Origin of the sequence: Kluyvera sp. Awk 3, from assembly GCF_028069715.1 — a bacterium.
Lineage (GTDB): Bacteria > Pseudomonadota > Gammaproteobacteria > Enterobacterales > Enterobacteriaceae > Kluyvera > Kluyvera georgiana_A.
In genome coordinates this window covers 1-21,873 of sequence record NZ_JANEWH010000085.1, presented here as the reverse complement: position 1 = coordinate 21,873, position 21,873 = coordinate 1, and the positions used below count along the sequence as shown (strand labels likewise).

Below are 21,873 nucleotides of genomic sequence, written 5' to 3'. Positions count from 1 at the left end.
GAGTCATAACTGCGACAAAAGTTTTGATGCTTTTCATGATATAAACCCTTTAATTTAGTTGTTTGGATAAGGCGTGCTGCCTTGATGTGATAAATATTAGGTCACATCTCGATCAACTAAAAGCGGAATGATTTGCATTTGTCTTTCAAATTTTTTGAGATAACGATATGCAGCTGAATCAGCAGTTACTGACGAGTCGTAAAAAGTCGCAGAGCGCGGGCGCCTGGCTGCTGCATCAGGGCGAGGTGCAAAGCCATTTTTACTATTTACATCAGGGTGTTGTGCGGGCGGTTTATCACTCCGATCGGGGCGTGGAGCGCGTAAAAGAGTTCTATTTCCCAGGGGAATGCTGCTTTTTATACCTTAACTGGCTGACGGCAACGCCGGCGGATTATAGTCTGCAGATGGTCACCGCGGGCGAAACCAGTGACATTCCGCTCTCCTTTTTCGAGGCTGCTGAAAACCAGGAGTTCAAGATGCAACTCCTCATTCAGCAGTTGATCTACAAAGAAAAGAAGGAACAGATGCTGTTGCTCAACACGCCAGAACAACGCTACCGCTACGTCCAGACTCAGTTCCCACACTGGGAATCACAGCTAACGCAACGGGATCTCGCTAGCTATATCGGTATCACCCCCGTGAGCCTTTCACGTATTCGCCAGCGTCTTAACAAAAGTTAACGCGAGGCCGGCTTAAGCCCATTATGGTGAAGCCATTGATTTGCGAAATGGCTGCCGTGATGACCACTTTCCTGTTTTCCCAGATACTTGCAAGCGTCAGCTTTGCGCTTGATATTACTGCTTTTCATTTTCATCGTCGGGCGAAAACGCTGACGGTACTTGCCTGCTCCACCGGTCTGCTGGCATGGCACTTTTATCTTCTACAACAGCCCGTTGCTGCCGTGTTGATGGCGATTGCGGCCTGCCGCTTTGCGATCGCTGTCGTTACGCTTCGTCTGTGGGTGATGTGGGGATTTATGGTGGTGTCGATGGCCTGTAGCGCCTACTTCTGGCAGGGAACAGCAAGCCTTTTGCCGCTGATGGGTAGCCTGCTGATGACCTTTGCCGCGTTTCAAGGTCAGAGTTCCAGGCTACGCGGATACACGCTGTGCGGCAGCGTTTGTTGGCTACTGAACAACATAATGGCGGGATCGCCGGTCGCTGCGGTCATGGAACTCGCGTTTTCAGGCAGTATTCTGCTGGCGGCCTGGCGGCATTACTCCGCAACCAGACGTTCAGGATGGGTGTAAATCGTCGCTCTTCCCGGCTTACAGAAGCCTACCAGCGTCAGATTGCAGCGTTCAGCCACTTCGACCGCCAGCGTTGTGGCGGCAGAGACGGCGAACAGAATTTCGACGCCGCACATCGCAGACTTTTGCACCATTTCATAGCTGGCACGGCTGGAAACCAGCGCGGCTCCCTGCTGCCACAGCGCGCCTTCTTTCGCGCGGCGCCCCAGCAGTTTATCCAGCGCCACGTGACGACCGACATCTTCATGGCCGCCCACCAGCTCGCCGGAGGGCATAATCCATGCCGCCGCGTGCGTACAGCCCGTTTCACGGCCAACGGGCTGGACGTCATCTAAATGCCTGAGCGCGTAATCGAGATGAGCCAGATCGAACGTCTGGCTAAAGGGCAGCGGTTTTATCGGCCTGCCAATATCGTTGAGTTGCTCAACGCCGCACACGCCGCAGCCCGTACGACCAGCCAACGCCCGACGACGCTCTTTCAGCCCCATAAAGCGGCGGCTGGAAAGCTCGATGCGAACTTCCATGCCATTACAGGCAGGGACAACATCCATACCGAAGATTTCCCGGGGATGTTCAATGATGCCTTCCGACAGCGAAAAGCCGATCGCAAAGGCTTCAAGATCTTTTGGCGTCGCCATCATCACGACGTGAGAGATGCCGTTGTAGACCAGCGCAACGGGAACTTCTTCGGCAAGAATATCCTGTGTGGGTTGCATAATTTGTGGCCTTCTGAAGACGGTACGCTCGGCTGCGCCAACCAGCTGTAACGAGGGCTCGACTTCATCTTTAACATTAAACACGGGCAAATACTCTGAACGGCGTAAAAATAAGGGGCGTCTATTCCATCACAACATCAGGGAATTGAGGCTTATTATGGATCAAGTTTGTGGTGCAATAACGCACAATCTTGATTTATTTCGCCGCACATTGCGCCAGACCGGCCGATTAATCCCTTATGGTTAAAGTCATTGAGCACGCGCCCAGGCGAGATTTGATTTCGGCTAAATTGCGATCGATATCACAGTTCAATGTTAATGCATACAAAATCAATTCACCTGCCATTAACCGCGTTAGAACAAGCCTACCGATAATGTGGTATTCTGGATCAAAGCCCTCCTGGAACTGAGGGCATCGTATTATTCAGCATCTTTGCCGCCATCTGGCGAAGAACAACTACAAGCAATGACAATGTCGAAACAAGGAGTGAACCATGCAGGTCAGCAGAAGGCAGTTCTTTAAGATCTGCGCTGGCGGTATGGCAGGAACCACGGCAGCAGCACTGGGCTTTGCCCCGAGCATCGCACTCGCGGAAACACGGCAGTATAAATTGCTGCGTACCCGTGAGACCCGTAACACCTGCACTTACTGCTCTGTCGGCTGTGGGCTTTTAATGTATAGCCTCGGCGACGGCGCAAAAAATGCGAAAGCCTCGATTTTCCACATCGAAGGGGATCCAGATCACCCGGTAAACCGTGGTGCATTGTGTCCGAAAGGCGCAGGTCTGGTGGACTTTATCCACTCCGAAAGCCGTCTTAAATATCCTGAATATCGCGCACCTGGTTCTGATAAATGGCAGCAAATCAGCTGGGAAGAAGCGTTCGACCGTATCGCTAAGCTGATGAAGGCTGACCGCGATGCCAACTTCGTCGAGAAAAACGATGCCGGCACCACCGTTAACCGCTGGCTCACAACCGGTATGCTGTGTGCCTCGGCGTCCAGCAACGAAACCGGCTATTTAACCCAGAAATTTACGCGTGCACTCGGTATGCTCGCGGTCGACAACCAGGCGCGTGTCTGACACGGACCAACGGTAGCAAGTCTTGCTCCAACATTTGGTCGCGGTGCGATGACCAACCACTGGGTCGACATCAAGAACGCTAACCTCATTGTGGTGATGGGCGGTAATGCCGCTGAAGCTCACCCGGTCGGGTTCCGCTGGGCGATGGAAGCCAAAATTCACAACGGCGCTAAGCTGATTGTTATCGATCCCCGCTTTACGCGTACCGCGTCGGTGGCGGATTTCTACGCCCCAATTCGTTCCGGTACCGACATTACCTTCCTGTCGGGCGTGATGCTGTACCTGTTGAACAACGAAAAATTCAACCGTGAGTACACCGAGGCGTATACCAACGCCAGCCTTATCGTGCGCGAAGACTTTAGCTTCGACGACGGTCTGTTTAGCGGTTACGACCCGGAAGCACGCAAGTACGATAAGACATCCTGGAACTACGAGCTGGATGAAAACGGTCACGCGAAACGGGATACCACCCTCACCCATCCGCGTTGCGTCTGGAATCTGCTGAAACAGCATATTTCCCGCTACACGCCGGAAATGGTTGAGAAGATCTGCGGTACGCCAAAAGCTGACTTCCTGAAAGTCTGCGAATACATCGCCGAAACCAGCGCCCACGACAAAACCGCCTCGTTCCTTTATGCACTGGGTTGGACGCAGCACTCCATCGGCGCGCAAAACATCCGTACCATGGCGATGATTCAGCTGCTGCTGGGCAATATGGGGATGGCTGGCGGCGGCGTAAACGCCCTGCGCGGACACTCGAACATTCAGGGGCTGACCGACTTAGGCTTACTGTCACAGAGCCTGCCGGGCTATATGACGCTGCCGAGCGAAAAACAGGCTGACCTGCAAACCTATCTGACCGCCAACACGCCAAAACCGCTGCTGGATGGCCAGGTTAACTATTGGGGTAACTACCCGAAATTCTTCGTCTCAATGATGAAGTCTTTCTATGGGGATAAGGCCACGGCGGAAAACAGCTGGGGCTTTGACTGGCTGCCGAAATGGGACAAAGGCTACGACGTTCTTCAATACTTCGAGATGATGAATCAGGGCCTGGTCAATGGCTATATCTGCCAGGGCTTCAACCCGGTTGCCTCATTCCCGAACAAGAATAAGATTGTCGCCTCGTTGTCGAAACTGAAGTACCTGGTGACTATCGATCCGCTCAACACCGAAACCTCGACCTTCTGGCAGAACCATGGCGAGTCGAACGATGTTGATCCGTCGAAAATCCAGACCGAAGTGTTCCGCCTGCCTTCCACCTGCTTTGCCGAGGAGAACGGTTCTATCGTTAACTCCGGACGCTGGCTGCAGTGGCACTGGAAAGGTGCGGATGCCCCGGGGGATGCGGTCACCGACGGTGAAATCCTCGCCGGTATCTTCATGCGTCTGCGTAAGATGTACGCCGAAGAAGGCGGCCCGGCTCCAGAGCCGGTGCTGAATATGACCTGGAACTACTCAACGCCAAATGAACCGGCTTCCGAGGAAGTGGCGATGGAGAGCAACGGTAAGGCGCTGGCCGATATTATCGACCCGGCGACCGGTGCGGTTATCGTGAAGAAAGGCCAACAGCTCAGCTCGTTTGCCCAACTGCGTGACGACGGGACAACCGCCAGCGGCTGCTGGATCTTCGCCGGTAGCTGGACGCCTGAAGGCAACCAGATGGCGCGCCGCGATAACGCCGACCCATCCGGCCTTGGCAACACGCTGGGCTGGGCCTGGGCGTGGCCGCTCAACCGCCGTATTCTGTATAACCGCGCTTCCGCTGACCCGCAGGGCAACCCGTGGGATCCAAAACGCCAGCTCCTGAAATGGGACGGCGCGAAGTGGGGCGGCGTGGATATTCCGGACTACAGCGCTGCGGCGCCGGGCAGTAACGTCGGGCCGTTCATCATGCAGCCGGAAGGGATGGGTCGCCTGTTTGCCCTCGACAAGATGGCAGAAGGTCCGTTCCCGGAACACTATGAGCCGTTTGAAACGCCGCTGGGGACTAACCCGCTGCACCCGAACGTCATTTCCAACCCTGCCGCCCGTATCTTTAAAGGCGACAAGGAAGCGTTGGGGAAAGCGGATAAATTCCCGTACGTCGGTACCACCTATCGTCTGACCGAACACTTCCACTACTGGACTAAGCATGCGCTGCTTAACGCCATTGCGCAGCCGGAACAGTTTGTAGAGATCGGTGAAAAGCTGGCAGATAAGCTCGGCATCGCCCACGGCGATACCGTCAAAGTCTCCTCCAACCGTGGCTATATTAAAGCTAAGGCGGTGGTGACCAAGCGTATCCGCACGCTGAAAGTTGACGGTAAGGATATCGATACTATCGGTATTCCAATCCACTGGGGCTACGAAGGCGTAGCGAAAAAAGGCTTTATTGCCAATACGTTGACGCCATTCGTCGGCGATGCGAACACGCAAACGCCGGAGTTTAAGTCCTTCCTCGTGAACGTGGAAAAGGTGTAACGGAGACGACCTATGGCTTATCAATCGCAAGATATTATTCGTCGTTCCGCCACTAACGGTTTCACTCCCGCGCCGCGCGCGCGGGATCACCAGGAAGAGGTGGCAAAGCTTATCGACGTTACTACCTGCATCGGCTGTAAGGCCTGTCAGGTGGCGTGCTCGGAGTGGAACGACATCCGTGATGAAATCGGCAGCAACGTCGGGGTGTACGATAACCCCGCCGATCTGACCGCTAAATCCTGGACGGTCATGCGCTTCTCGGAAGTGGAGCAAAACGACAAACTGGAATGGCTGATCCGTAAGGATGGCTGCATGCACTGCGCTGACCCAGGCTGCCTGAAGGCCTGCCCATCGGAAGGCGCAATCATTCAGTATGCCAACGGTATCGTCGACTTCCAGTCCGAGCAGTGCATTGGCTGCGGCTACTGCATCGCTGGTTGCCCGTTCAACGTCCCGCGTCTTAACCCGGAAGACAATCGCGTCTACAAATGTACGCTGTGCGTCGACCGCGTGACCGTGGGGCAAGAACCGGCCTGCGTGAAAACCTGCCCAACCGGCGCTATCCACTTTGGTTCCAAAGAGGATATGAAAACGCTGGCGGGCGAACGCGTGGCCGAACTGAAAACCCGTGGTTACGACAATGCAGGGCTGTACGATCCGGCCGGCGTTGGCGGTACGCACGTGATGTACGTACTGCACCATGCTGACAAGCCGAATCTGTACCATGGCCTGCCGGAAAACCCGGAAATCAGCGCTACCGTGAAATTCTGGAAAGGCGTCTGGAAACCGTTAGCCGCTATCGGCTTTGCCGCCACGTTCGCCGCGAGCGTCTTCCACTACGTCGGGGTCGGTCCGAACCGTGCGGAAGAGGAAGAGGATAATCTTGATGAAGAGAAAGACGAGGTGCGCAAATGAAAAGACGTGACACCATCGTGCGCTACACGGCGCCGGAACGCATCAACCACTGGGTCACCGCCTTCTGCTTCATACTGGCGGCGGTGAGCGGGCTGGGCTTTTTCTTCCCGTCCTTCAACTGGTTGATGCAAATCATGGGCACTCCGCAGCTGGCGCGCATTCTGCACCCGTTTGTCGGCGTTATCATGTTTGCGTCGTTTATCATCATGTTTTTCCGCTACTGGCACCATAATCTAATCAATCGGGATGATATCTTTTGGGCGAAGAATATTCGTAAGATCGTCGTCAACGAGGAAGTAGGTGACACCGGGCGTTATAACTTCGGCCAGAAATGCGTATTCTGGGCGGCGATTATCTTCCTGGTACTGCTGCTGGTAAGCGGTGTGATTATCTGGCGTCCGTACTTTGCGCCTGCTTTCTCAATCCCGGTGATCCGATTTGCGCTAATGCTGCATTCATTTGCCGCAGTGGCGTTAATTGTGGTTATCATGGTGCATATTTACGCCGCCCTTTGGGTGAAAGGCACCATTACCGCGATGGTGGAAGGATGGGTTACCAAATCGTGGGCGAAGAAACATCACCCGCGCTGGTACCGTGAAGTCCGCCAGAAACAGGAAAAGTCATCTGAATGAGTATTCGCATAATCCCGCAAGATGAGCTGGGTTCGAGCGAGAAACGTACGGCGGAAGTCATTCCGCCGTTGTTGTTCCCCAGACTCAAGAACCTCTACAATCGTCGCGCCGAGCGTCTGCGCGAGCTGGCAGAGAACAACCCGCTGGGCGACTACCTGCGCTTTGCGGCGCTGATTGCCCACGCACAGGAAGTGGTTCTGTACGACCATCCGCTGCGGATGGATCTGAGCGCGCGTCTTAAAGAGGCAAACGACCAGGGCAAGCCGCCGCTGGATATCCACGTTCTACCGCGCGATAAACACTGGCATACGCTGCTGCACTCCATGATTGCTGAACTGAAGCCGGAAATGAGTGGCCCAGCGTTGGCGGTTATCGAGAATCTGGAGAAAGCCTCCGAACAGGAGCTGGAGCAAATGGCCAGCGCGCTGTTTGAATCGGATTTCTCATCCGTCAGCAGCGATAAAGCGCCGTTCATCTGGGCCGCCTTGTCACTCTACTGGGCACAGATGGCGAGCCTGATTCCAGGTAAAGCCCATGCAGAATACGGCGAACAGCGTCAGTACTGCCCGGTGTGTGGCTCAATGCCGGTTTCCAGCATGGTGCAAATTGGCACCACTCAGGGGCTGCGCTATCTGCACTGCAACCTGTGTGAAACCGAGTGGCATGTCGTGCGCGTGAAGTGCAGTAACTGCGAACAAAGTCGCGACCTGCACTACTGGTCTCTGGATAATGAGCAGGCTGCGATTAAAGCCGAAAGCTGTGGCGACTGCGGCACCTACCTGAAAATTCTGTATCAGGAAAAGGACCCGAAAGTGGAAGCCGTGGCTGACGACCTCGCCTCACTGGTGTTGGACGCGCGGATGGAGCAGGAAGGGTTCGCCCGTAGCTCAATCAACCCGTTCCTGTTCCCGGGGGAAGGGGAGTAAGTTCTCTGGTATACCGGCTAGCAATCTATGTTAGCCGGATCATTGCTCAATGACGCAATGCTTGTATAACGTTTCTCGGATCGTTGGCAATGGCGCGAAGTAACGCTTTGGCTGGCCCTGTCGGTGAGCGTCTTCCTTGCTCCCAGTTGCGCAGTGTATCCACGTTGACCGAAATCAGTTCTGCAAACTTAGATTGCGACAACCCAGATGCCTGCCGTATTTCTTTAATCTTCATTGCGTCAATATGAAAGGTACGAGAAGGCTCACGGGTCCCTTCAATGATTTCATTCATTTGAGACATACTTTGAGTTAATCGCTCAAATAACACTTTATCCATCTACCACCTCTCATTCAGCATACGAAGCACCGCTTTTTCCTGCGGCGTGAGATCATCTTTAATGCCTTTTTGATAAATCAGAAGCAAGCGAACCTCATACCGTTGACTACGATGAAAATAGATAATTCGCACGCCACTACGCTTTCCTTTGCCTCGCGCTCCCCAGCGCATTTTTCTCAGGCCGCCCGTTTCCTGAATGACATCACCACAATCTGGATGCTGAGCCATAAAAACCTGAAGCTTATGGTATTCATCATCATCGAGCAGTTTTTTAACATCTTCAGTAAAGAGTTCCGTTTCTATGAATTGCATATTCCATACGCCATTGGCTTATAGTAGTGAAAATAATCTATACGTCAATAGCGTATAGCATCATCATTTCACAGTACAAAAATTAAAAAACCAGCGCCAACCGCATTCCATTTTTTGCGAACCTCTATCCAGAATCATTATCCCCTCGTTTCACTACTTTCCATCCCCAACAAACCAGGTTATAAACTGTACATACATACAGTCCAAGGAGCCTTATATGCCACTGGAAAAAGGAATTGCCGAACTGGTTGCCGGGTTTATCGCTGCGGGCCGCCCCTCTTCACGAGAGCAGAATATTGATGATCGGAGAGCGGGATATATTGCCAGCACGTCGCTGGCGGGCGAGAAAGAGATTCGCGTAAAATCGGAAGATATCGTGCTGGAAGGGATGACATTTCGCGTCGTTTCGCCGCTAAACGCATCCGGTTCGCTACCCTGTATCCTCTACTATCACGGCGGCTGTTTTGTTAGCGGCGGCTTTCTGACTCATGACCTCCAGCTACGGCAACTGGCCTGGAAAAGCGGCTGTAGAGTGATTGCCATTCAGTATCGTCTTGCGCCAGAGCACACCTTCCCTGCGGCTCATGACGACGCTGAACGTGGGGCCAATATCGTCCATCAATACGCGGAGCAGTTAGGCATCGATCGTGAACGTATCACGCTTGCTGGCGACAGCGCAGGCGGGCACCTGGCATTGGTCAGCGCGCTACGCCTGAAATCAACCGCCCAATGGTCTCCGGCGAAGCTGCTGCTGATCTACCCGATGCTTGACGCTACCGCCAGTTTCCCCAGCTATGCCAGCAACGGGCAAGACTACATCATCACCCGCGATACGCTGCTATCGGGTTTTGAAATGTATCTCCAGGATACCGACCTCCGCCACCCGGAAGCCAGTCCGATATGGCGTGAAGATTTTGCCGGTTTACCGCCGGTGCATATTCTCACCGCAGAGTTCGATCCACTGCGTGATGAAGGCGAAGCGCTATATCACCGCCTGAACGACCAGGGCGTGGCGTGTACTTGCCAGCGCTATCTCGGCGTTATCCACGGATTTTTCCAATTGGGCGGCGTGAGCAAGACGGCGCGGGACGCAATACGCGACGTGGCCTGGCGCGCGGCCACTCGTGGATAAATAGCATCAGGAGCGCGGACTCACGCTACTCCTCTTCGTTGCCGCCTTCTTCGAAGGCGCCAAAAGGCTTAGCGGGAAGCACGATATAAGTGCCTTCAAATACCACGCCCGCTTTCTCATCACCGAACAGCTCAACCTGTAGCTGAACACGCGCTTTGCGGCCACGGGCCAGTCGGTCCAGGTCGCCGCTCAGCGAGCCCAGGTCGGCGATCGCCGTTGGTCTGCCGGCAATCGGCCGGCTATAGCGGATATGAGCATCGGCTAAGATAATCGTGCCGCCCAGATGGCGCTCACGCAGCATCAGCCAGATAAGGCCCCAGCCGGTCAGTGTCGCCAGCGAGAACAGGCTACCCGCGAACAGCGTGTGGTGTGGATTCTGGTTACCGGTTTCCGGCATGGTGGTGATAAATTTCTGCCCGGTGTACTGCTGAATGCGCACGCCCATTTTTTCGCTGAGCGGGATATGATCGTACCAGGCCTGCTGCAACTGCGCGCACCAGTCACCGCGATGCAGAATGTCGTCCAACGACGCCACCGGTTTAATCATCAGAAAGTGGCGCACCGGCGTGGTTTGCGGGGTGGTGATCTCCCCCTGGTTCACAAAGCCCAGCTTGGCGAAAAACGGCACGGCATCTTCACGTGCGCTACAGGTTACACGCTTCACGCCTTCCTGACGGGCGACAGATTCCAGCGTCATGGCGATCAGCGTGCCCAGGCCTTTGTCCTGCACTTCTGGATGGACAGCCATAAAACGAATCGACGCTTCGTTATCGGCGTTGATGTACAGTCGCCCGACAGCGACCAGCTTTCCCTGTTCATCCACCACCATCTGATGGTGCGCCATCGCGTCCCAGGCGTCTCGCTCGGACCCTTTTGGCTGATGCAACGGCTTACGCAGCATTTCCCAGCGAAACTGGTAGTATTCCTCTAACTCTTCTGCCGTTTGCGGTACTCGGAGATGGTACATAATCGCGCTCTCTTTTGCCCCCCGCGTTCTACCGGGAAGTGGGTTCATACCTGTAACCAGAATGTCACGGGGCCATCATTGACCAGTGACACCTGCATATCTGCAGCGAATCGTCCCGTTTGCGTGTTGATCTCCTGCTGGCGGCAGCGCTGCACAAAGTACTCATAGAGTTCTTCTGCACGATCCGGTGCTGCACCTTTGGAGAAACTCGGACGCATCCCGCGCTCGGTATCGGCCGCCAGCGTAAACTGTGACACCACCAGCACGCTGCCGCCGGCCTGCTGCACGTTCAGGTTCATTTTGCCGTCGGCATCGCTAAAAATACGGTAGCCGAGCACGCGCTCGCACAGGCGATTCGCTTTCTGTTCGTCGTCGTCTTTCTCTACGCCCAGTAGCACCAGGAGTCCTGGGCCAATCTCCCCCGTCACCTCGTCCGCCACGCTTACGCTGGCGCGGGTGACGCGCTGAATTAATGCAATCATGGTTCTTCTGCTTCTTGTTGTTCTGATTTCAGTTTTCGGTATTCACCGAGAGTGACAGTTATTTCTGCGCCAAGCAAGACGATACACCACGTCCAGTAGACCCAGACAAACAAAATGGGGATCACCGCCAGCACGCCGTAAATCAGCTGGTAAGAGGGAAATGCGGTGATATAGAGCGAGAAGGCTTTCTTGCCAAGTTCGTGCAGCAGCGCGGCGACCAGCGCCCCGACAATCGCATCGCGATTCGGCACCTGAGTTGTCGGAACGATGCTGTAGAGCAGCCAGAAGGAAAGCCAGGAGAGCAGCAGCGGGAACAACCGCAGCAGGTTATCAATCACGCCGTGAAGCTCGCTGGCCCAGCGCAGCGAAAGCAGATATGAGCTAATTGCCAGGCTCACCCCCGCCAGCAGCGGGCCGAGGGTGAGAATCATCCAGTAGACCGCAAACGAGTAAAGATGCGGGCGCACACGCTTGCTGCGCCAGATCGTGTTCAGGGCGCTGTCGATGGAGTACATCAACAGCAGCGCGGTAATGATCAGGCCACAGGCGCCAAACGCGGTCATTTTGTTGGAGTTGGCGACGAACTGCTCGATATAGCGCTGAATAACGTCGCCAGTCGCAGGCAGGAAGTTGGCAAAAACGAAGTGGCGAATCTGTAGACTCACTTCCGAAAACATCGGAAAAGCCGCGAAAAGCGCGAAAATGACCGCCACTAGCGGCACAAGTGAAAGCAGCGACACGTAGGCCAGGTTGCCCGCCAGCGTCGTCATATTGTCTTCATCAATGCGCCGCCAGAGTATTTTGAACCACGCCACCAGCGGCCGGGTATATTTTTGATGACCGGTTTTTAGCATAACGTCTTCGTAAAATAATCGGGTAGGGTTTCACGCCCTGTCACCAGCACGCTGGTTATCCCCAACCGGCTAGCACCCTCTATATTATCGGCGTTATCGTCAAAAAAGACCGCATCGGCGGCGGAAAAACCTTCCAGTTCAAGTACGCGCTGGTAAATACGGGCCTCTGGTTTACGCATGCCCATCTCCTGCGAGAGGTAAACATGGTCAGCGGCAGCATAAATTTGCGGATATTCATCCGGCCAGAAAGTCGTGTGCAGCGCATTGGTATTCGAGAGTACTACCACCCGGTGTCCCTGCTCGCGTAGCGTCTTCATGATATCGATAACTTCGGGACGCAGTGCGACAAACACCGCCTGCCAGCCGTGGGCAAACTGCTCGTAACTCAGCGGAAGTTCCAGGTCGTGACACATCGCTTTCGCAAATGCTTCATCCGATATTTCACCGCGTTCGTGCTGGTGAAATGCCTCCCCCATAGTAAAGCGCTGCTTCAACTGCGCCAGCGGCACACGGGCAAGGTCGCTCCACGTTCCCAGAACACGGTTGAAATCAATGTCGACAATCACATTACCTAAATCAAAGATATAGAGCATTTTTGCCTCCGTTCACGCCGTGGAATTTTTACTGTAGCGGGAAAGGCGGTGTTTGACCATGAACAAAAGCGCGCTATCAGAAAAAGAAAAACCCCGCCATAAGGCAGGGTTTTGGTCACGGAAAAAAGAAGATTACTCTTCTTTCGCACCGCGCATTGCGCGACGACGGTCGTTTTCCGTCAGGTGACGTTTACGGATACGAATAGACTGCGGAGTCACTTCGACCAGTTCGTCATCATCGATGAATTCCAGAGCTTGCTCCAGAGTCATGCGGATAGGCGGAACCAGAACAACCGCTTCATCCGTACCGGATGCACGCATGTTGGTCAGTTTCTTACCGGTCAGGCAGTTTACGGTCAGGTCGTTAGAACGGCTGTGAATACCGATGATCTGGCCTTCGTAAACTTCTGCGCCGTGGCCCAGGAACAGCTTACCGCGGTCCTGCAGGCTGAACAGTGCGAACGCAACTGCTTTACCCTGGCCGTTGGAGATCAGTACGCCGTTCTGACGCTGGCCCACTTCGCCCTGACGGATATCGTCATAGTGGCTGAAGGTGGAGTACAGCAGACCGGTACCGGAAGTCATGGTCATGAATTCTGAACGGAAGCCGATCAGACCACGGCTTGGGATCACGTAGTCGAGACGTACGCGGCCTTTACCGTCTGGATTCATGTTTTTCAGGTCGCCTTTACGCTCGCCCAGTGCCTGCATGACAGAACCCTGGTGCTGCTCTTCGACGTCCAGCGTTACGTTCTCGTATGGCTCTTGTTTGCGGCCATCGATTTCGCGGAAGATAACTTTCGGACGGGATACCGCCAGTTCGAAACCTTCACGACGCATGTTTTCAATCAGAACGGACAGGTGCAGTTCACCACGGCCAGAAACGCGGAACGCATCGGCGTCAGCGGTTTCTTCAACGCGCAGCGCTACGTTGTGCACCAGCTCTTTGTTCAGGCGGTCAAGGATCTGACGAGAGGTAACGAATTTACCTTCTTTGCCACAGAACGGAGAGGTGTTAACGCAGAAGAACATAGAAACGGTCGGTTCATCGACGGACAGTGCCGGCAGCGCTTCGACGTTCTGCGGATCGCAGATGGTGTCGGAGATGTTCAGCTCGCCCAGACCGGTGATGGCGATGATGTCGCCCGCTTCCGCGAGGGTGCTGTCGATACGTTCCAGACCCAGGTGAGTCAGCACTTTACCGACTTTACCGTTACGGGTTTTGCCTTCGCTATCGATGATAGTGATCTGCTGGTTCGGTTTCACTTTACCGCGTTTGATGCGGCCGATACCGATAACGCCAACGTAGTTGTTGTAGTCCAGCTGGGAGATCTGCATCTGCAGCGGACCATCAAGATCTACGTCCGGCGCCGGTACATGGTCAACAATCGCCTGATACAGCGGGGTCATGTCTTCAGCCATGTCTTCGTGATCCAGACCCGCGATACCGTTCAGCGCCGAAGCGTAGATGATCGGGAAGTCCAGCTGCTCGTCGGTCGCGTCGAGGTTAACGAACAGGTCGAAGACCTGGTCAACAACCCAATCAGGACGCGCGCCCGGACGGTCAACCTTGTTGATGACAACAATTGGCTTCAGGCCGTGAGCAAATGCTTTTTTGGTCACGAAGCGCGTTTGCGGCATCGGGCCATCAAAGGCATCAACTACCAGCAGCACGGAGTCAACCATGGACATAACGCGCTCAACTTCACCACCGAAGTCGGCGTGCCCCGGGGTATCAACGATGTTGATACGGTAGTCATTCCATTTGATAGCGGTGTTTTTTGCGAGGATGGTAATCCCACGCTCTTTCTCCAAATCGTTGGAGTCCATCACACGCTCTTGAGTTTCAGCACGCTCGTCGAACGTACCGGATTGCTGCAGCAGCTTATCAACCAGGGTAGTTTTACCATGGTCAACGTGAGCAATGATGGCGATGTTACGCAAATTTTCGATCACAACTTTGCCTCGGGCATTAGAAATAGCGCGTTATTGTACACGGATTAATCGCACTACAAAACAGGATCACAGAGATCCTCCGCAAACAAGTATCGCAGAGTTTCTTTGTGATCGCTTTCACGGAGCATAAAAAGGGCACCTAATCACAATTTGCACCAATATGGTGCTCAACGCTCGCGTGTAAGCACTATAATGGTGCAAAACGGCTATCATGGTGCAGCCCTTTTGCACTATGGTGCGCATGATAGCGCCTTTTGGGGGTGATTTAAAAGTTGGCACAGATTTCGCTTTATATTTTTCACGGCAACAACGCCATTTTTAAGCAGTGATAGAAGACCTCGTTACCACGACGACGACAATGACAAATCCGGGAGATGTAAAGTATGTCCGCTGAACACGTTTTGACGATGCTGAATGAACATGAAGTGAAGTTTGTCGATCTGCGCTTCACCGATACTAAAGGTAAAGAACAGCACGTCACGATTCCTGCCCATCAGGTGAATGCCGAATTCTTCGAAGAAGGCAAAATGTTTGACGGCTCCTCTATCGGCGGCTGGAAAGGCATTAACGAATCTGACATGGTTCTGATGCCGGACGCATCTACCGCTCTCATCGACCCGTTCTTTGAAGAGTCTACCCTGATTATTCGTTGTGACATCCTGGAACCAGGCACCCTGCAGGGCTACGACCGTGACCCGCGCTCCATCGCTAAACGCGCTGAAGAGTACCTGCGCGCGACCGGCATCGCAGACACCGTTCTGTTCGGGCCAGAGCCAGAATTCTTCCTGTTTGACGACATCCGTTTCGGTGCGTCCATCTCCGGTTCCCACGTCGCTATCGATGACATCGAAGGCGCATGGAACTCCTCCACCAAATACGAAGGTGGTAACAAAGGTCACCGTCCTGGCGTGAAAGGCGGTTACTTCCCGGTTCCTCCGGTAGATTCTTCTCAGGACATCCGTTCTACCATGTGTCTGATCATGGAAGAAATGGGTCTGGTTGTTGAAGCGCACCACCACGAAGTGGCAACCGCTGGCCAGAACGAAATTGCAACCCGCTTCAACACCATGACCAAAAAAGCGGACGAAATTCAGATCTACAAATATGTGGTGCACAACGTTGCTCACCGCTTCGGTAAAACCGCGACCTTCATGCCGAAACCGATGTTCGGTGATAACGGTTCCGGTATGCACTGCCACATGTCCCTGTCCAAGAACGGCGTAAACCTGTTCTCCGGTGACAAATATGCGGGTCTGTCTGAGCAGGCGCTGTACTACATCGGCGGCGTTATCAAACACGCTAAAGCGATCAACGCCCTGGCTAACCCGACCACCAACTCCTACAAGCGTCTGGTCCCGGGTTACGAAGCGCCGGTTATGCTGGCTTACTCTGCCCGTAACCGTTCTGCCTCCATCCGTATTCCGGTTGTTGCTTCTCCGAAAGCGCGTCGTATCGAAGTACGCTTCCCGGACCCGGCAGCTAACCCGTACCTGTGCTTCGCCGCGCTGCTGATGGCTGGCCTTGACGGTATCAAGAACAAGATCCATCCGGGCGAAGCCATGGACAAAAACCTGTACGACCTGCCGCCGGAAGAAGCGAAAGAGATCCCACAGGTTGCTGGCTCTCTGGAAGAAGCACTGAACGCACTGGATGCAGACCGCGAGTTCCTGACTGCAGGTGGCGTATTCACTGATGAAGCTATCGATGCTTACATCGCGCTGCGCACCGAAGAGAACGACCGCGTTCGCATGACTCCGCACCCGGTAGAGTTCGAGCTGTACTACAGCGTCTAATACGTTTTGAGTTGTACTTTCCCGATGATGTCGCGTCATTGCCGATGGGTGCTGGCGCGATAATCGGGAATTGAGTTGCCGTGGAAACTTTCAGCCCATCTCAGGATGGGCTTTTTTCTCCACCAACAACCTGATTTCCCGCGCTTTTTATCCGTAAAAAGCTATACTGCACTAAAACAGTGCAAGCCTTTTCAGGAGACTGCTAAATGGCAACAGGCGCGCTGCCCGATGCTGGGCAGATCCTTAACTCGTTAATCAACAGCATTTTACTGGTCGATGACGATCTGGCCGTTCACTACGCAAACCCTGCGGCACAGCAGCTGTTGGCGCAAAGCGCGCGTAAACTTTTCGGCACGCCGCTTCCCGAGCTTCTGAGCTATTTCTCGCTCAACGTCGGCTTAATGCAGGAAAGCCTGCAAACCGGCCAGGGGTTCACCGATAACGAAGTGACGCTGGTTATCGACGGTCGCTCACATATTCTTTCGCTCACCGCACAGCGGCTGCCTGACGGCTTTATCCTGCTGGAGATGGCGCCAATGGATAATCAGCGTCGCCTCAGCCAGGAGCAGCTTCAGCACGCTCAACAGATTGCCGCGCGCGATCTGGTGCGTGGCCTTGCCCATGAGATTAAAAACCCGCTGGGTGGCCTACGCGGTGCGGCACAGCTGCTGAGTAAAGCGCTGCCCGACCCCGCGCTAACCGAATATACCAACGTCATTATTGAACAGGCCGACCGTCTGCGTAATCTGGTCGATCGCCTGCTTGGCCCGCAGCATCCCGGTACGCATGTCACCGAGAGCATCCATAAGGTGGCTGAGCGCGTGGTGAAACTGGTTTCGATGGAGCTGCCGGAAAACGTCACGCTGGTACGCGACTACGACCCAAGTTTGCCAGAATTACCGCATGATCCCGACCAGATTGAGCAAGTTCTTCTTAATATCGTGCGTAATGCGCTTCAGGCTCTGGGGTCTGAAGGGGGCGAAATCGTCCTGCGTACCCGCACCGCGTTTCAGTTAACGCTACACGGCGTTCGCTACCGCCTGGCCGCCAGAATTGATGTCGAAGATAACGGCCCCGGCATTCCATCACATTTGCAGGATACGCTGTTTTATCCGATGGTCAGCGGCCGCGAAGGTGGCACCGGGCTGGGTCTGTCGATCGCGCGCAGCCTGATCGATCAGCACTCCGGCAAAATTGAATTTACCAGTTGGCCAGGCCATACCGAGTTTTCGGTTTTCCTGCCAATTAAAAAATAAGGTGTGTTTATGCAACGAGGGATAGTCTGGGTCGTTGATGACGATAGCTCCATCCGTTGGGTGCTTGAACGCGCACTCACTGGCGCAGGGCTGACTTGCACAACGTTTGAGGGCGGGAAAGAGGTGCTGGATGCGCTGGCGACCAAAACCCCTGACGTGCTGATGTCCGATATTCGTATGCCCGGGATGGATGGTCTGGCGCTGTTAACACAAATCAAGCAACGCCATCCAATGCTTCCGGTCATCATAATGACGGCACATTCCGATCTGGATGCCGCTGTCAGCGCCTATCAACAAGGGGCGTTCGATTACCTGCCAAAACCGTTTGATATTGACGAAGCGGTGGCGCTGGTTGAACGCGCTATCAGCCACTACCAGGAACAGCAGCAGCCGCGCAATGTGCAGGTTGATGGGCCAACCACCGATATCATCGGCGAAGCGCCGGCCATGCAGGACGTGTTCCGCATTATCGGCCGTCTCTCCCGCTCTTCCATCAGCGTGCTGATTAACGGCGAATCCGGTACCGGTAAAGAGCTGGTCGCTCACGCCCTGCACCGCCACAGCCCGCGCGTCAAAGCGCCGTTTATCGCGCTGAATATGGCGGCAATCCCCAAAGACCTGATTGAGTCCGAACTGTTTGGTCACGAGAAAGGGGCCTTTACCGGCGCCAATACCGTCCGTCAGGGGCGTTTTGAGCAGGCCGACGGCGGCACGCTGTTCCTCGATGAAATTGGCGATATGCCGATGGATGTCCAGACTCGTCTGCTGCGTGTGCTGGCCGACGGCCAGTTCTACCGCGTCGGCGGCTATGCGCCGGTGAAGGTCGACGTACGTATCATCGCGGCTACCCACCAGAATCTGGAACAGCGCGTACAGGAAGGTAAGTTCCGTGAGGATCTGTTCCACCGCCTGAACGTGATTCGCGTCCACCTCCCGCCATTACGTGAGCGTCGGGAAGATATTCCGCGTCTGGCGCATCATTTCCTGCAGGTCGCGGCCCGCGAGCTGGGCGTTGAAGCCAAGCTGCTGCACCCGGAAACCGAAGCCGCTTTAACGCGTCTGGCCTGGCCGGGTAACGTGCGTCAGCTGGAGAACACCTGCCGCTGGCTGACGGTGATGGCCGCCGGGCAAGAGGTGCTGATTCAGGATCTGCCGGGCGAACTGTTTGAAGCCAGCCAGCCGGATAGCACCGCGGCGGCGTCGCTACCGGATAGTTGGGCGACGCTGCTGGCGCAGTGGGCCGATCGCGCGCTGCGTTCCGGTCATCAAAATCTGCTTTCCGAAGCCCAGCCGGAGATGGAGCGTACGCTGCTAACGACCGCCCTACGCCATACGCAAGGGCATAAACAGGAAGCTGCGCGCCTGCTGGGTTGGGGTCGTAATACCCTGACACGCAAACTGAAAGAACTCGGAATGGAGTAAGGTCGGAGTAAAGTGTAAAAATTGCTCGATTCGCGCAAGTTGCTGCAATTTTATACTTTACTGTTCCGATGAGTTAAGTATCATTCTGCCCGCAACTACCTGGGGGGAAGAAACATGCTTGAATCATTAATTAATCTGGCGTCGAGCGGTGCTGCCAGCCACTCGCCGCAAACAGCGATGGCCGCAGTGCTGTGTGCGGCGCTGGTTGGGCTGTTCAGCTAAGCCGGATGGCGCTTGCGCTTATCCGGCCTACCGTCGATTTGTAGGCCCGGTAAGCGTAGCGCCATCGTGTCGTCTTTAAATAACCCGCGAGAACTGCTGCATACGCGCTTTCTGACGCAGATAGGCGTCGAAGCACATACAGATGTTGCGAATCAACAAACGGCCTTTGGCGGTCACCTGAATGCCCTTCTCATCCACATCCACCAGCCCATCTTTTGCCAGCGGAGCCAGCAGCGCGAGGTCCTCGGCAAAGTAGTCGCTGAAGTTCAGATCCCACTGTTTTTCCACTGCCGGGAAATCGAGGCTGAAGTTGCAGATCAGCGCCTTAATCACGTCACGACGAATGCAATCATCGCGAGTTAACGCAATACCGCGCCACAGCGCGTTGCCCTGCTCGGCCACCTGCTGATAGTACAGCTTCAGCTCTTTTTGGTTCTGGGCGTAGCAATCGCCAATCATGCTGATGGCGGAAACGCCCATGCCCAGCAGATCGGTGTCGCCCTGGGTGGTATAGCCCTGGAAGTTGCGGTGCAGCACACCTTCACGCTGAGCCACGGCCAGTTCGTTATCCGGACGCGCAAAGTGGTCCATGCCGATAAACTGATAGCCCGCTTGCGTCAGCGAGTTAATGGTCTCTTGCAGGATATCCAGCTTCTGCTGCGCCGAAGGCAGGTCGGCATCTTTGATTTTGCGCTGAGCGGCGAAGAGCGTCGGCAGGTGCGCGTAGTTAAATACGCTCAGGCGATCCGGATTCAGCTCTGCCACGCGCTGGAGGGTAAAAGCAAAGCTCTCCGGCGTTTGCTTCGGCAGACCGTAGATCAAATCAATATTGGTCGACGTAAAACCAATCTCACGGGCGTGATTGAGCAGCGCGAAGATAAATTCTTCATCCTGCTCACGGTTCACCAGGCGCTGTACCTCTTTATTGAAGTCCTGCACGCCCATGCTCAGGCGGTTGAAGCCTTCGGCGCGCAGATGGTCGATAACTTCCAGCTCAATTTCACGTGGGTCGACCTCGATGGAGATCTCTGCGTCCGCATCAAAGTGAAAATTCTCGCGCAGCAGCGTCATCAGGCGGCTAATTTGCGCCTTATTCAGATAGGTTGGCGTACCGCCGCCCCAGTGCAGTTGGCTAACATGGCGGCCGGTAAACAGCGGCGCGCGCTGGCGGATTTCCTGCTCCAGCACGTCAAGATATTGGTCAGCTTTGTGCTGCTGGCGGGTAACGATCTTATTGCAACCGCAGAAATAGCAGAGCTTATGGCAGAACGGGATATGAATGTACAGCGACAGGGGCCGCTCAGGATAGCGCGCAACGGCGCTCAGAAACTCCGCTTCGCCGAACGCGTCGGAGAATTCCAGCGCCGTGGGATACGAGGTATACCGTGGCCCGGAATAGTTATATTTCTGGATCAGGGCCAGATCCCAGTCAATTAACTGCACAGACATGCTCACTCCTTGCGATGATGTCGAAAACGACGACGGCTTGCCGGCCTGGCCGCATTACGCAGCGCCAGCCGGTTGCGCAGCCAATTTTGACGCCGCGACAACCGTCGTAGTTTAACGAATAACCACCCCAGATAACATACAACCAAAAGGGTTATAAGCAGGACTGGCAGGCCAATCGGGTGCAAACGTTAGTTTCCGCCTCTCAGCAGACGCATGACGTCTTCCTTGCCCTCTTCTTCCTCTTCTTCTTCTTCGTCATCATCGTAAGAGAGGCCGAGTTGCTGCATCAGTGCATCAATGCGATCCAGTTTGGCATCGACCCAGGCTTGCTCTTCAGCAGTCAGGGTTTCGCCCTCTTCCAGACGTTCCAGCAGCGCATCCAGGCGCTCATCAGTCTCCAGCATATCCAGCTCAGCCTGCGGTGAAAGCATAGGTTTCTCGCTCTTCGGTTTGTGCTGCTTGACGACCGGCGCCTCAGTCACGCCCAGCGCGATCGGTTTTTTACTACCAATACGGGGGTCTTTTTGCTGCTTCTGTTTATTGGAGCCAGATGCACCCTCACTGCCGCTGGCGCGGCTGCCCGGCGCGTGGCCACGGTGCTTCTTGTCGCGTTTACGGTCACGCGCTTCCTGGTTCAGCTCTTCGCGCGTTTTACGACGCTGTTTGCCTGGCGCTTTGCTACGCGGTGCAGAGGTTGGTTTTTTCATGATGTCAGATCTTTTAAGCCGTTTTATTCAGTATAGAATTGAGCCGGAATCTAGCAGAAAGCAAACAAAGAAAAAAGGCGACAGAGTAATCTGTCGCCTTTTTTCCTGACTCACACCCTTAACGGGTTCTACATTCCATGTTTGCTTACAACGCGCCCTGTCTATCCGTTAGCTCTATAACAGTCCCTGTTATTGTTCCCTTTCCCTGCGTAACGTCTCCAGACGTTGGTCATCCTGACAGATTCCGTAGGTCTTCGCCTCCTGGCGTTCCTGACCCCTCATCCTGAGTCTAAATCCTTCTGGCGCCCTTGCCGATGGGTGCTACTTTACCTTGTTGCGTTAAACTAACAAGCAATGAGATGGCGAAAATTGGATAAATAAGATTATTGCCCGTGTGTAATATTATGA

General features: G+C 54.6%; 21 protein-coding genes. 11 read left to right on the top strand and 10 right to left on the bottom strand.

What is annotated here, in order from left to right:
* The first annotated feature begins 167 nt into the window (after positions 1-167).
* Both NNN71_RS16680 and NNN71_RS16675 read left to right on the top strand, forming a co-directional pair.
* Positions 168-680 carry a Crp/Fnr family transcriptional regulator gene (locus NNN71_RS16680; protein ID WP_163448698.1) on the top strand — a complete coding sequence of 171 codons (513 nt, stop codon included), beginning with the start codon at positions 168-170 and terminating at the stop codon, positions 678-680.
* Between the two features lie 47 nt (positions 681-727).
* Positions 728-1,249 (top strand): YgjV family protein, encoded by a 522-nt coding sequence (locus NNN71_RS16675; protein WP_271458946.1) that lies wholly within the window; start codon positions 728-730, stop codon positions 1,247-1,249.
* Here the strand turns inward: NNN71_RS16675 and fdhD are convergent.
* Positions 1,216-2,010 carry a formate dehydrogenase accessory sulfurtransferase FdhD gene (fdhD, locus tag NNN71_RS16670; RefSeq protein ID WP_411908132.1) on the bottom strand — a complete coding sequence of 265 codons (795 nt, stop codon included), beginning with the start codon at positions 2,008-2,010 and terminating at the stop codon, positions 1,216-1,218. The two genes, NNN71_RS16675 and fdhD, sit on opposite strands and share 34 nt — an antisense overlap.
* A gap of 449 nt (positions 2,011-2,459) precedes the next feature.
* Here fdhD and fdnG point away from each other — a divergent pair, with 449 nt between their 5' ends.
* Genes fdnG through fdhE form a run of 4 tightly spaced genes read left to right on the top strand, consistent with a single transcriptional unit; the run spans position 2,460 to position 7,983 of the window.
* On the top strand, positions 2,460-5,510 hold the full coding sequence (fdnG, locus tag NNN71_RS16665; RefSeq protein ID WP_167577211.1) for a formate dehydrogenase-N subunit alpha: 3,051 nt from the start codon (positions 2,460-2,462) through the stop codon (positions 5,508-5,510).
* A gap of 12 nt (positions 5,511-5,522) precedes the next feature.
* The gene (gene fdxH, locus NNN71_RS16660; RefSeq protein WP_167577212.1) at positions 5,523-6,425 is read left to right on the top strand and encodes a formate dehydrogenase subunit beta; all 903 of its coding nucleotides are present in this window, start codon (positions 5,523-5,525) and stop codon (positions 6,423-6,425) included.
* Positions 6,422-7,057, top strand: coding sequence for a formate dehydrogenase cytochrome b556 subunit (fdoI, locus tag NNN71_RS16655; RefSeq protein WP_064540466.1), 636 nt, complete (start codon positions 6,422-6,424; stop codon positions 7,055-7,057). The genes fdxH and fdoI overlap by 4 nt, the downstream gene beginning before the upstream one ends.
* Entirely contained in the window at positions 7,054-7,983 is a 930-nt protein-coding gene (gene fdhE / locus NNN71_RS16650; protein ID WP_163448703.1) for a formate dehydrogenase accessory protein FdhE, read from the top strand. Before fdoI ends, fdhE begins: the two co-directional genes overlap by 4 nt.
* A 46-nt stretch (positions 7,984-8,029) precedes the next feature.
* On the opposite strand, the gene NNN71_RS16645 is transcribed toward fdhE, so the two are convergent.
* Together NNN71_RS16645 and NNN71_RS16640 are read right to left on the bottom strand one after the other, a co-directional pair.
* Positions 8,030-8,320 (bottom strand): helix-turn-helix domain-containing protein, encoded by a 291-nt coding sequence (locus tag NNN71_RS16645; protein WP_038393391.1) that lies wholly within the window; start codon positions 8,318-8,320, stop codon positions 8,030-8,032.
* The gene (locus NNN71_RS16640; RefSeq protein ID WP_001159631.1) at positions 8,321-8,632 is read right to left on the bottom strand and encodes a cytotoxic translational repressor of toxin-antitoxin stability system; all 312 of its coding nucleotides are present in this window, start codon (positions 8,630-8,632) and stop codon (positions 8,321-8,323) included.
* Between the two features lie 217 nt (positions 8,633-8,849).
* Here NNN71_RS16640 and NNN71_RS16635 point away from each other — a divergent pair, with 217 nt between their 5' ends.
* A complete protein-coding gene (locus tag NNN71_RS16635) occupies positions 8,850-9,764 on the top strand; it encodes an alpha/beta hydrolase (RefSeq protein ID WP_271458945.1) in 915 nt (304 codons plus the stop codon).
* Between the two features lie 25 nt (positions 9,765-9,789).
* On the opposite strand, the gene fabY is transcribed toward NNN71_RS16635, so the two are convergent.
* The 5 genes from fabY to typA all read right to left on the bottom strand — a co-directional run bounded on the left by fabY (position 9,790) and on the right by typA (position 14,616).
* Positions 9,790-10,731: a fatty acid biosynthesis protein FabY gene (fabY, locus tag NNN71_RS16630; protein WP_163448707.1), complete on the bottom strand. Its 942-nt coding sequence runs from the start codon at positions 10,729-10,731 to the stop codon at positions 9,790-9,792.
* 44 nt (positions 10,732-10,775) lie between these two features.
* Positions 10,776-11,213 carry a D-aminoacyl-tRNA deacylase gene (gene dtd, locus NNN71_RS16625; RefSeq protein WP_064540478.1) on the bottom strand — a complete coding sequence of 146 codons (438 nt, stop codon included), beginning with the start codon at positions 11,211-11,213 and terminating at the stop codon, positions 10,776-10,778.
* Entirely contained in the window at positions 11,210-12,067 is an 858-nt protein-coding gene (locus NNN71_RS16620; protein ID WP_163448709.1) for a virulence factor BrkB family protein, read from the bottom strand. Before NNN71_RS16620 ends, dtd begins: the two co-directional genes overlap by 4 nt.
* Positions 12,061-12,660 carry a glucose-1-phosphatase gene (yihX, locus tag NNN71_RS16615; protein WP_163448710.1) on the bottom strand — a complete coding sequence of 200 codons (600 nt, stop codon included), beginning with the start codon at positions 12,658-12,660 and terminating at the stop codon, positions 12,061-12,063. Before yihX ends, NNN71_RS16620 begins: the two co-directional genes overlap by 7 nt.
* Positions 12,661-12,792: 132 nt before the next feature.
* Positions 12,793-14,616 (bottom strand): ribosome-dependent GTPase TypA, encoded by a 1,824-nt coding sequence (gene typA, locus NNN71_RS16610; protein ID WP_064540486.1) that lies wholly within the window; start codon positions 14,614-14,616, stop codon positions 12,793-12,795.
* Positions 14,617-14,999: 383 nt separating this feature from the next.
* On the opposite strand from typA, the gene glnA reads away from it, so the two are divergent.
* The 4 genes from glnA to NNN71_RS16590 all read left to right on the top strand — a co-directional run bounded on the left by glnA (position 15,000) and on the right by NNN71_RS16590 (position 19,309).
* The gene (gene glnA / locus NNN71_RS16605) at positions 15,000-16,409 is read left to right on the top strand and encodes a glutamate--ammonia ligase (RefSeq protein ID WP_163448711.1); all 1,410 of its coding nucleotides are present in this window, start codon (positions 15,000-15,002) and stop codon (positions 16,407-16,409) included.
* Between the two features lie 206 nt (positions 16,410-16,615).
* Positions 16,616-17,665 (top strand): nitrogen regulation protein NR(II), encoded by a 1,050-nt coding sequence (glnL, locus tag NNN71_RS16600; protein ID WP_163448712.1) that lies wholly within the window; start codon positions 16,616-16,618, stop codon positions 17,663-17,665.
* A 9-nt stretch (positions 17,666-17,674) separates the two neighbouring features.
* Complete coding sequence (glnG, locus tag NNN71_RS16595; protein WP_064540495.1) at positions 17,675-19,087, top strand: nitrogen regulation protein NR(I); 1,413 nt, start codon at positions 17,675-17,677, stop codon at positions 19,085-19,087.
* Between the two features lie 114 nt (positions 19,088-19,201).
* Positions 19,202-19,309, top strand: a complete 108-nt coding sequence (locus tag NNN71_RS16590; RefSeq protein WP_157093498.1) for a YshB family small membrane protein — start codon at positions 19,202-19,204, stop codon at positions 19,307-19,309.
* Positions 19,310-19,384: 75 nt separating this feature from the next.
* Here the strand turns inward: NNN71_RS16590 and hemN are convergent, their stop codons facing one another.
* Both hemN and yihI read right to left on the bottom strand, forming a co-directional pair.
* Positions 19,385-20,758, bottom strand: a complete 1,374-nt coding sequence (gene hemN, locus NNN71_RS16585) for an oxygen-independent coproporphyrinogen III oxidase (protein WP_271458944.1) — start codon at positions 20,756-20,758, stop codon at positions 19,385-19,387.
* Positions 20,759-20,946: 188 nt separating this feature from the next.
* Positions 20,947-21,465 carry a Der GTPase-activating protein YihI gene (gene yihI / locus NNN71_RS16580; RefSeq protein WP_065357318.1) on the bottom strand — a complete coding sequence of 173 codons (519 nt, stop codon included), beginning with the start codon at positions 21,463-21,465 and terminating at the stop codon, positions 20,947-20,949.
* Between the last annotated feature and the right edge of the window lie 408 nt (positions 21,466-21,873).

Bases quoted from the DNA above. Each gene is read 5' to 3' on its own strand.
- NNN71_RS16680 (WP_163448698.1), top strand. From the start codon at position 168: ATGCAGCTGAATCAGCAGTTACTGACGAGTCGTAAAAAGTCGCAGAGC.
- NNN71_RS16675 (WP_271458946.1), top strand. From the start codon at position 728: ATGGCTGCCGTGATGACCACTTTCCTGTTTTCCCAGATACTTGCAAGC.
- fdxH (WP_167577212.1), top strand. From the start codon at position 5,523: ATGGCTTATCAATCGCAAGATATTATTCGTCGTTCCGCCACTAACGGT.
- fdoI (WP_064540466.1), top strand. From the start codon at position 6,422: ATGAAAAGACGTGACACCATCGTGCGCTACACGGCGCCGGAACGCATC.
- fdhE (WP_163448703.1), top strand. From the start codon at position 7,054: ATGAGTATTCGCATAATCCCGCAAGATGAGCTGGGTTCGAGCGAGAAA.
- NNN71_RS16645 (WP_038393391.1), bottom strand. From the start codon at position 8,320: ATGGATAAAGTGTTATTTGAGCGATTAACTCAAAGTATGTCTCAAATG.
- NNN71_RS16640 (WP_001159631.1), bottom strand. From the start codon at position 8,632: ATGCAATTCATAGAAACGGAACTCTTTACTGAAGATGTTAAAAAACTG.
- NNN71_RS16635 (WP_271458945.1), top strand. From the start codon at position 8,850: ATGCCACTGGAAAAAGGAATTGCCGAACTGGTTGCCGGGTTTATCGCT.
- fabY (WP_163448707.1), bottom strand. From the start codon at position 10,731: ATGTACCATCTCCGAGTACCGCAAACGGCAGAAGAGTTAGAGGAATAC.
- dtd (WP_064540478.1), bottom strand. From the start codon at position 11,213: ATGATTGCATTAATTCAGCGCGTCACCCGCGCCAGCGTAAGCGTGGCG.
- NNN71_RS16620 (WP_163448709.1), bottom strand. From the start codon at position 12,067: ATGCTAAAAACCGGTCATCAAAAATATACCCGGCCGCTGGTGGCGTGG.
- yihX (WP_163448710.1), bottom strand. From the start codon at position 12,660: ATGCTCTATATCTTTGATTTAGGTAATGTGATTGTCGACATTGATTTC.
- glnA (WP_163448711.1), top strand. From the start codon at position 15,000: ATGTCCGCTGAACACGTTTTGACGATGCTGAATGAACATGAAGTGAAG.
- glnL (WP_163448712.1), top strand. From the start codon at position 16,616: ATGGCAACAGGCGCGCTGCCCGATGCTGGGCAGATCCTTAACTCGTTA.
- glnG (WP_064540495.1), top strand. From the start codon at position 17,675: ATGCAACGAGGGATAGTCTGGGTCGTTGATGACGATAGCTCCATCCGT.
- NNN71_RS16590 (WP_157093498.1), top strand. From the start codon at position 19,202: ATGCTTGAATCATTAATTAATCTGGCGTCGAGCGGTGCTGCCAGCCAC.
- hemN (WP_271458944.1), bottom strand. From the start codon at position 20,758: ATGTCTGTGCAGTTAATTGACTGGGATCTGGCCCTGATCCAGAAATAT.
- yihI (WP_065357318.1), bottom strand. From the start codon at position 21,465: ATGAAAAAACCAACCTCTGCACCGCGTAGCAAAGCGCCAGGCAAACAG.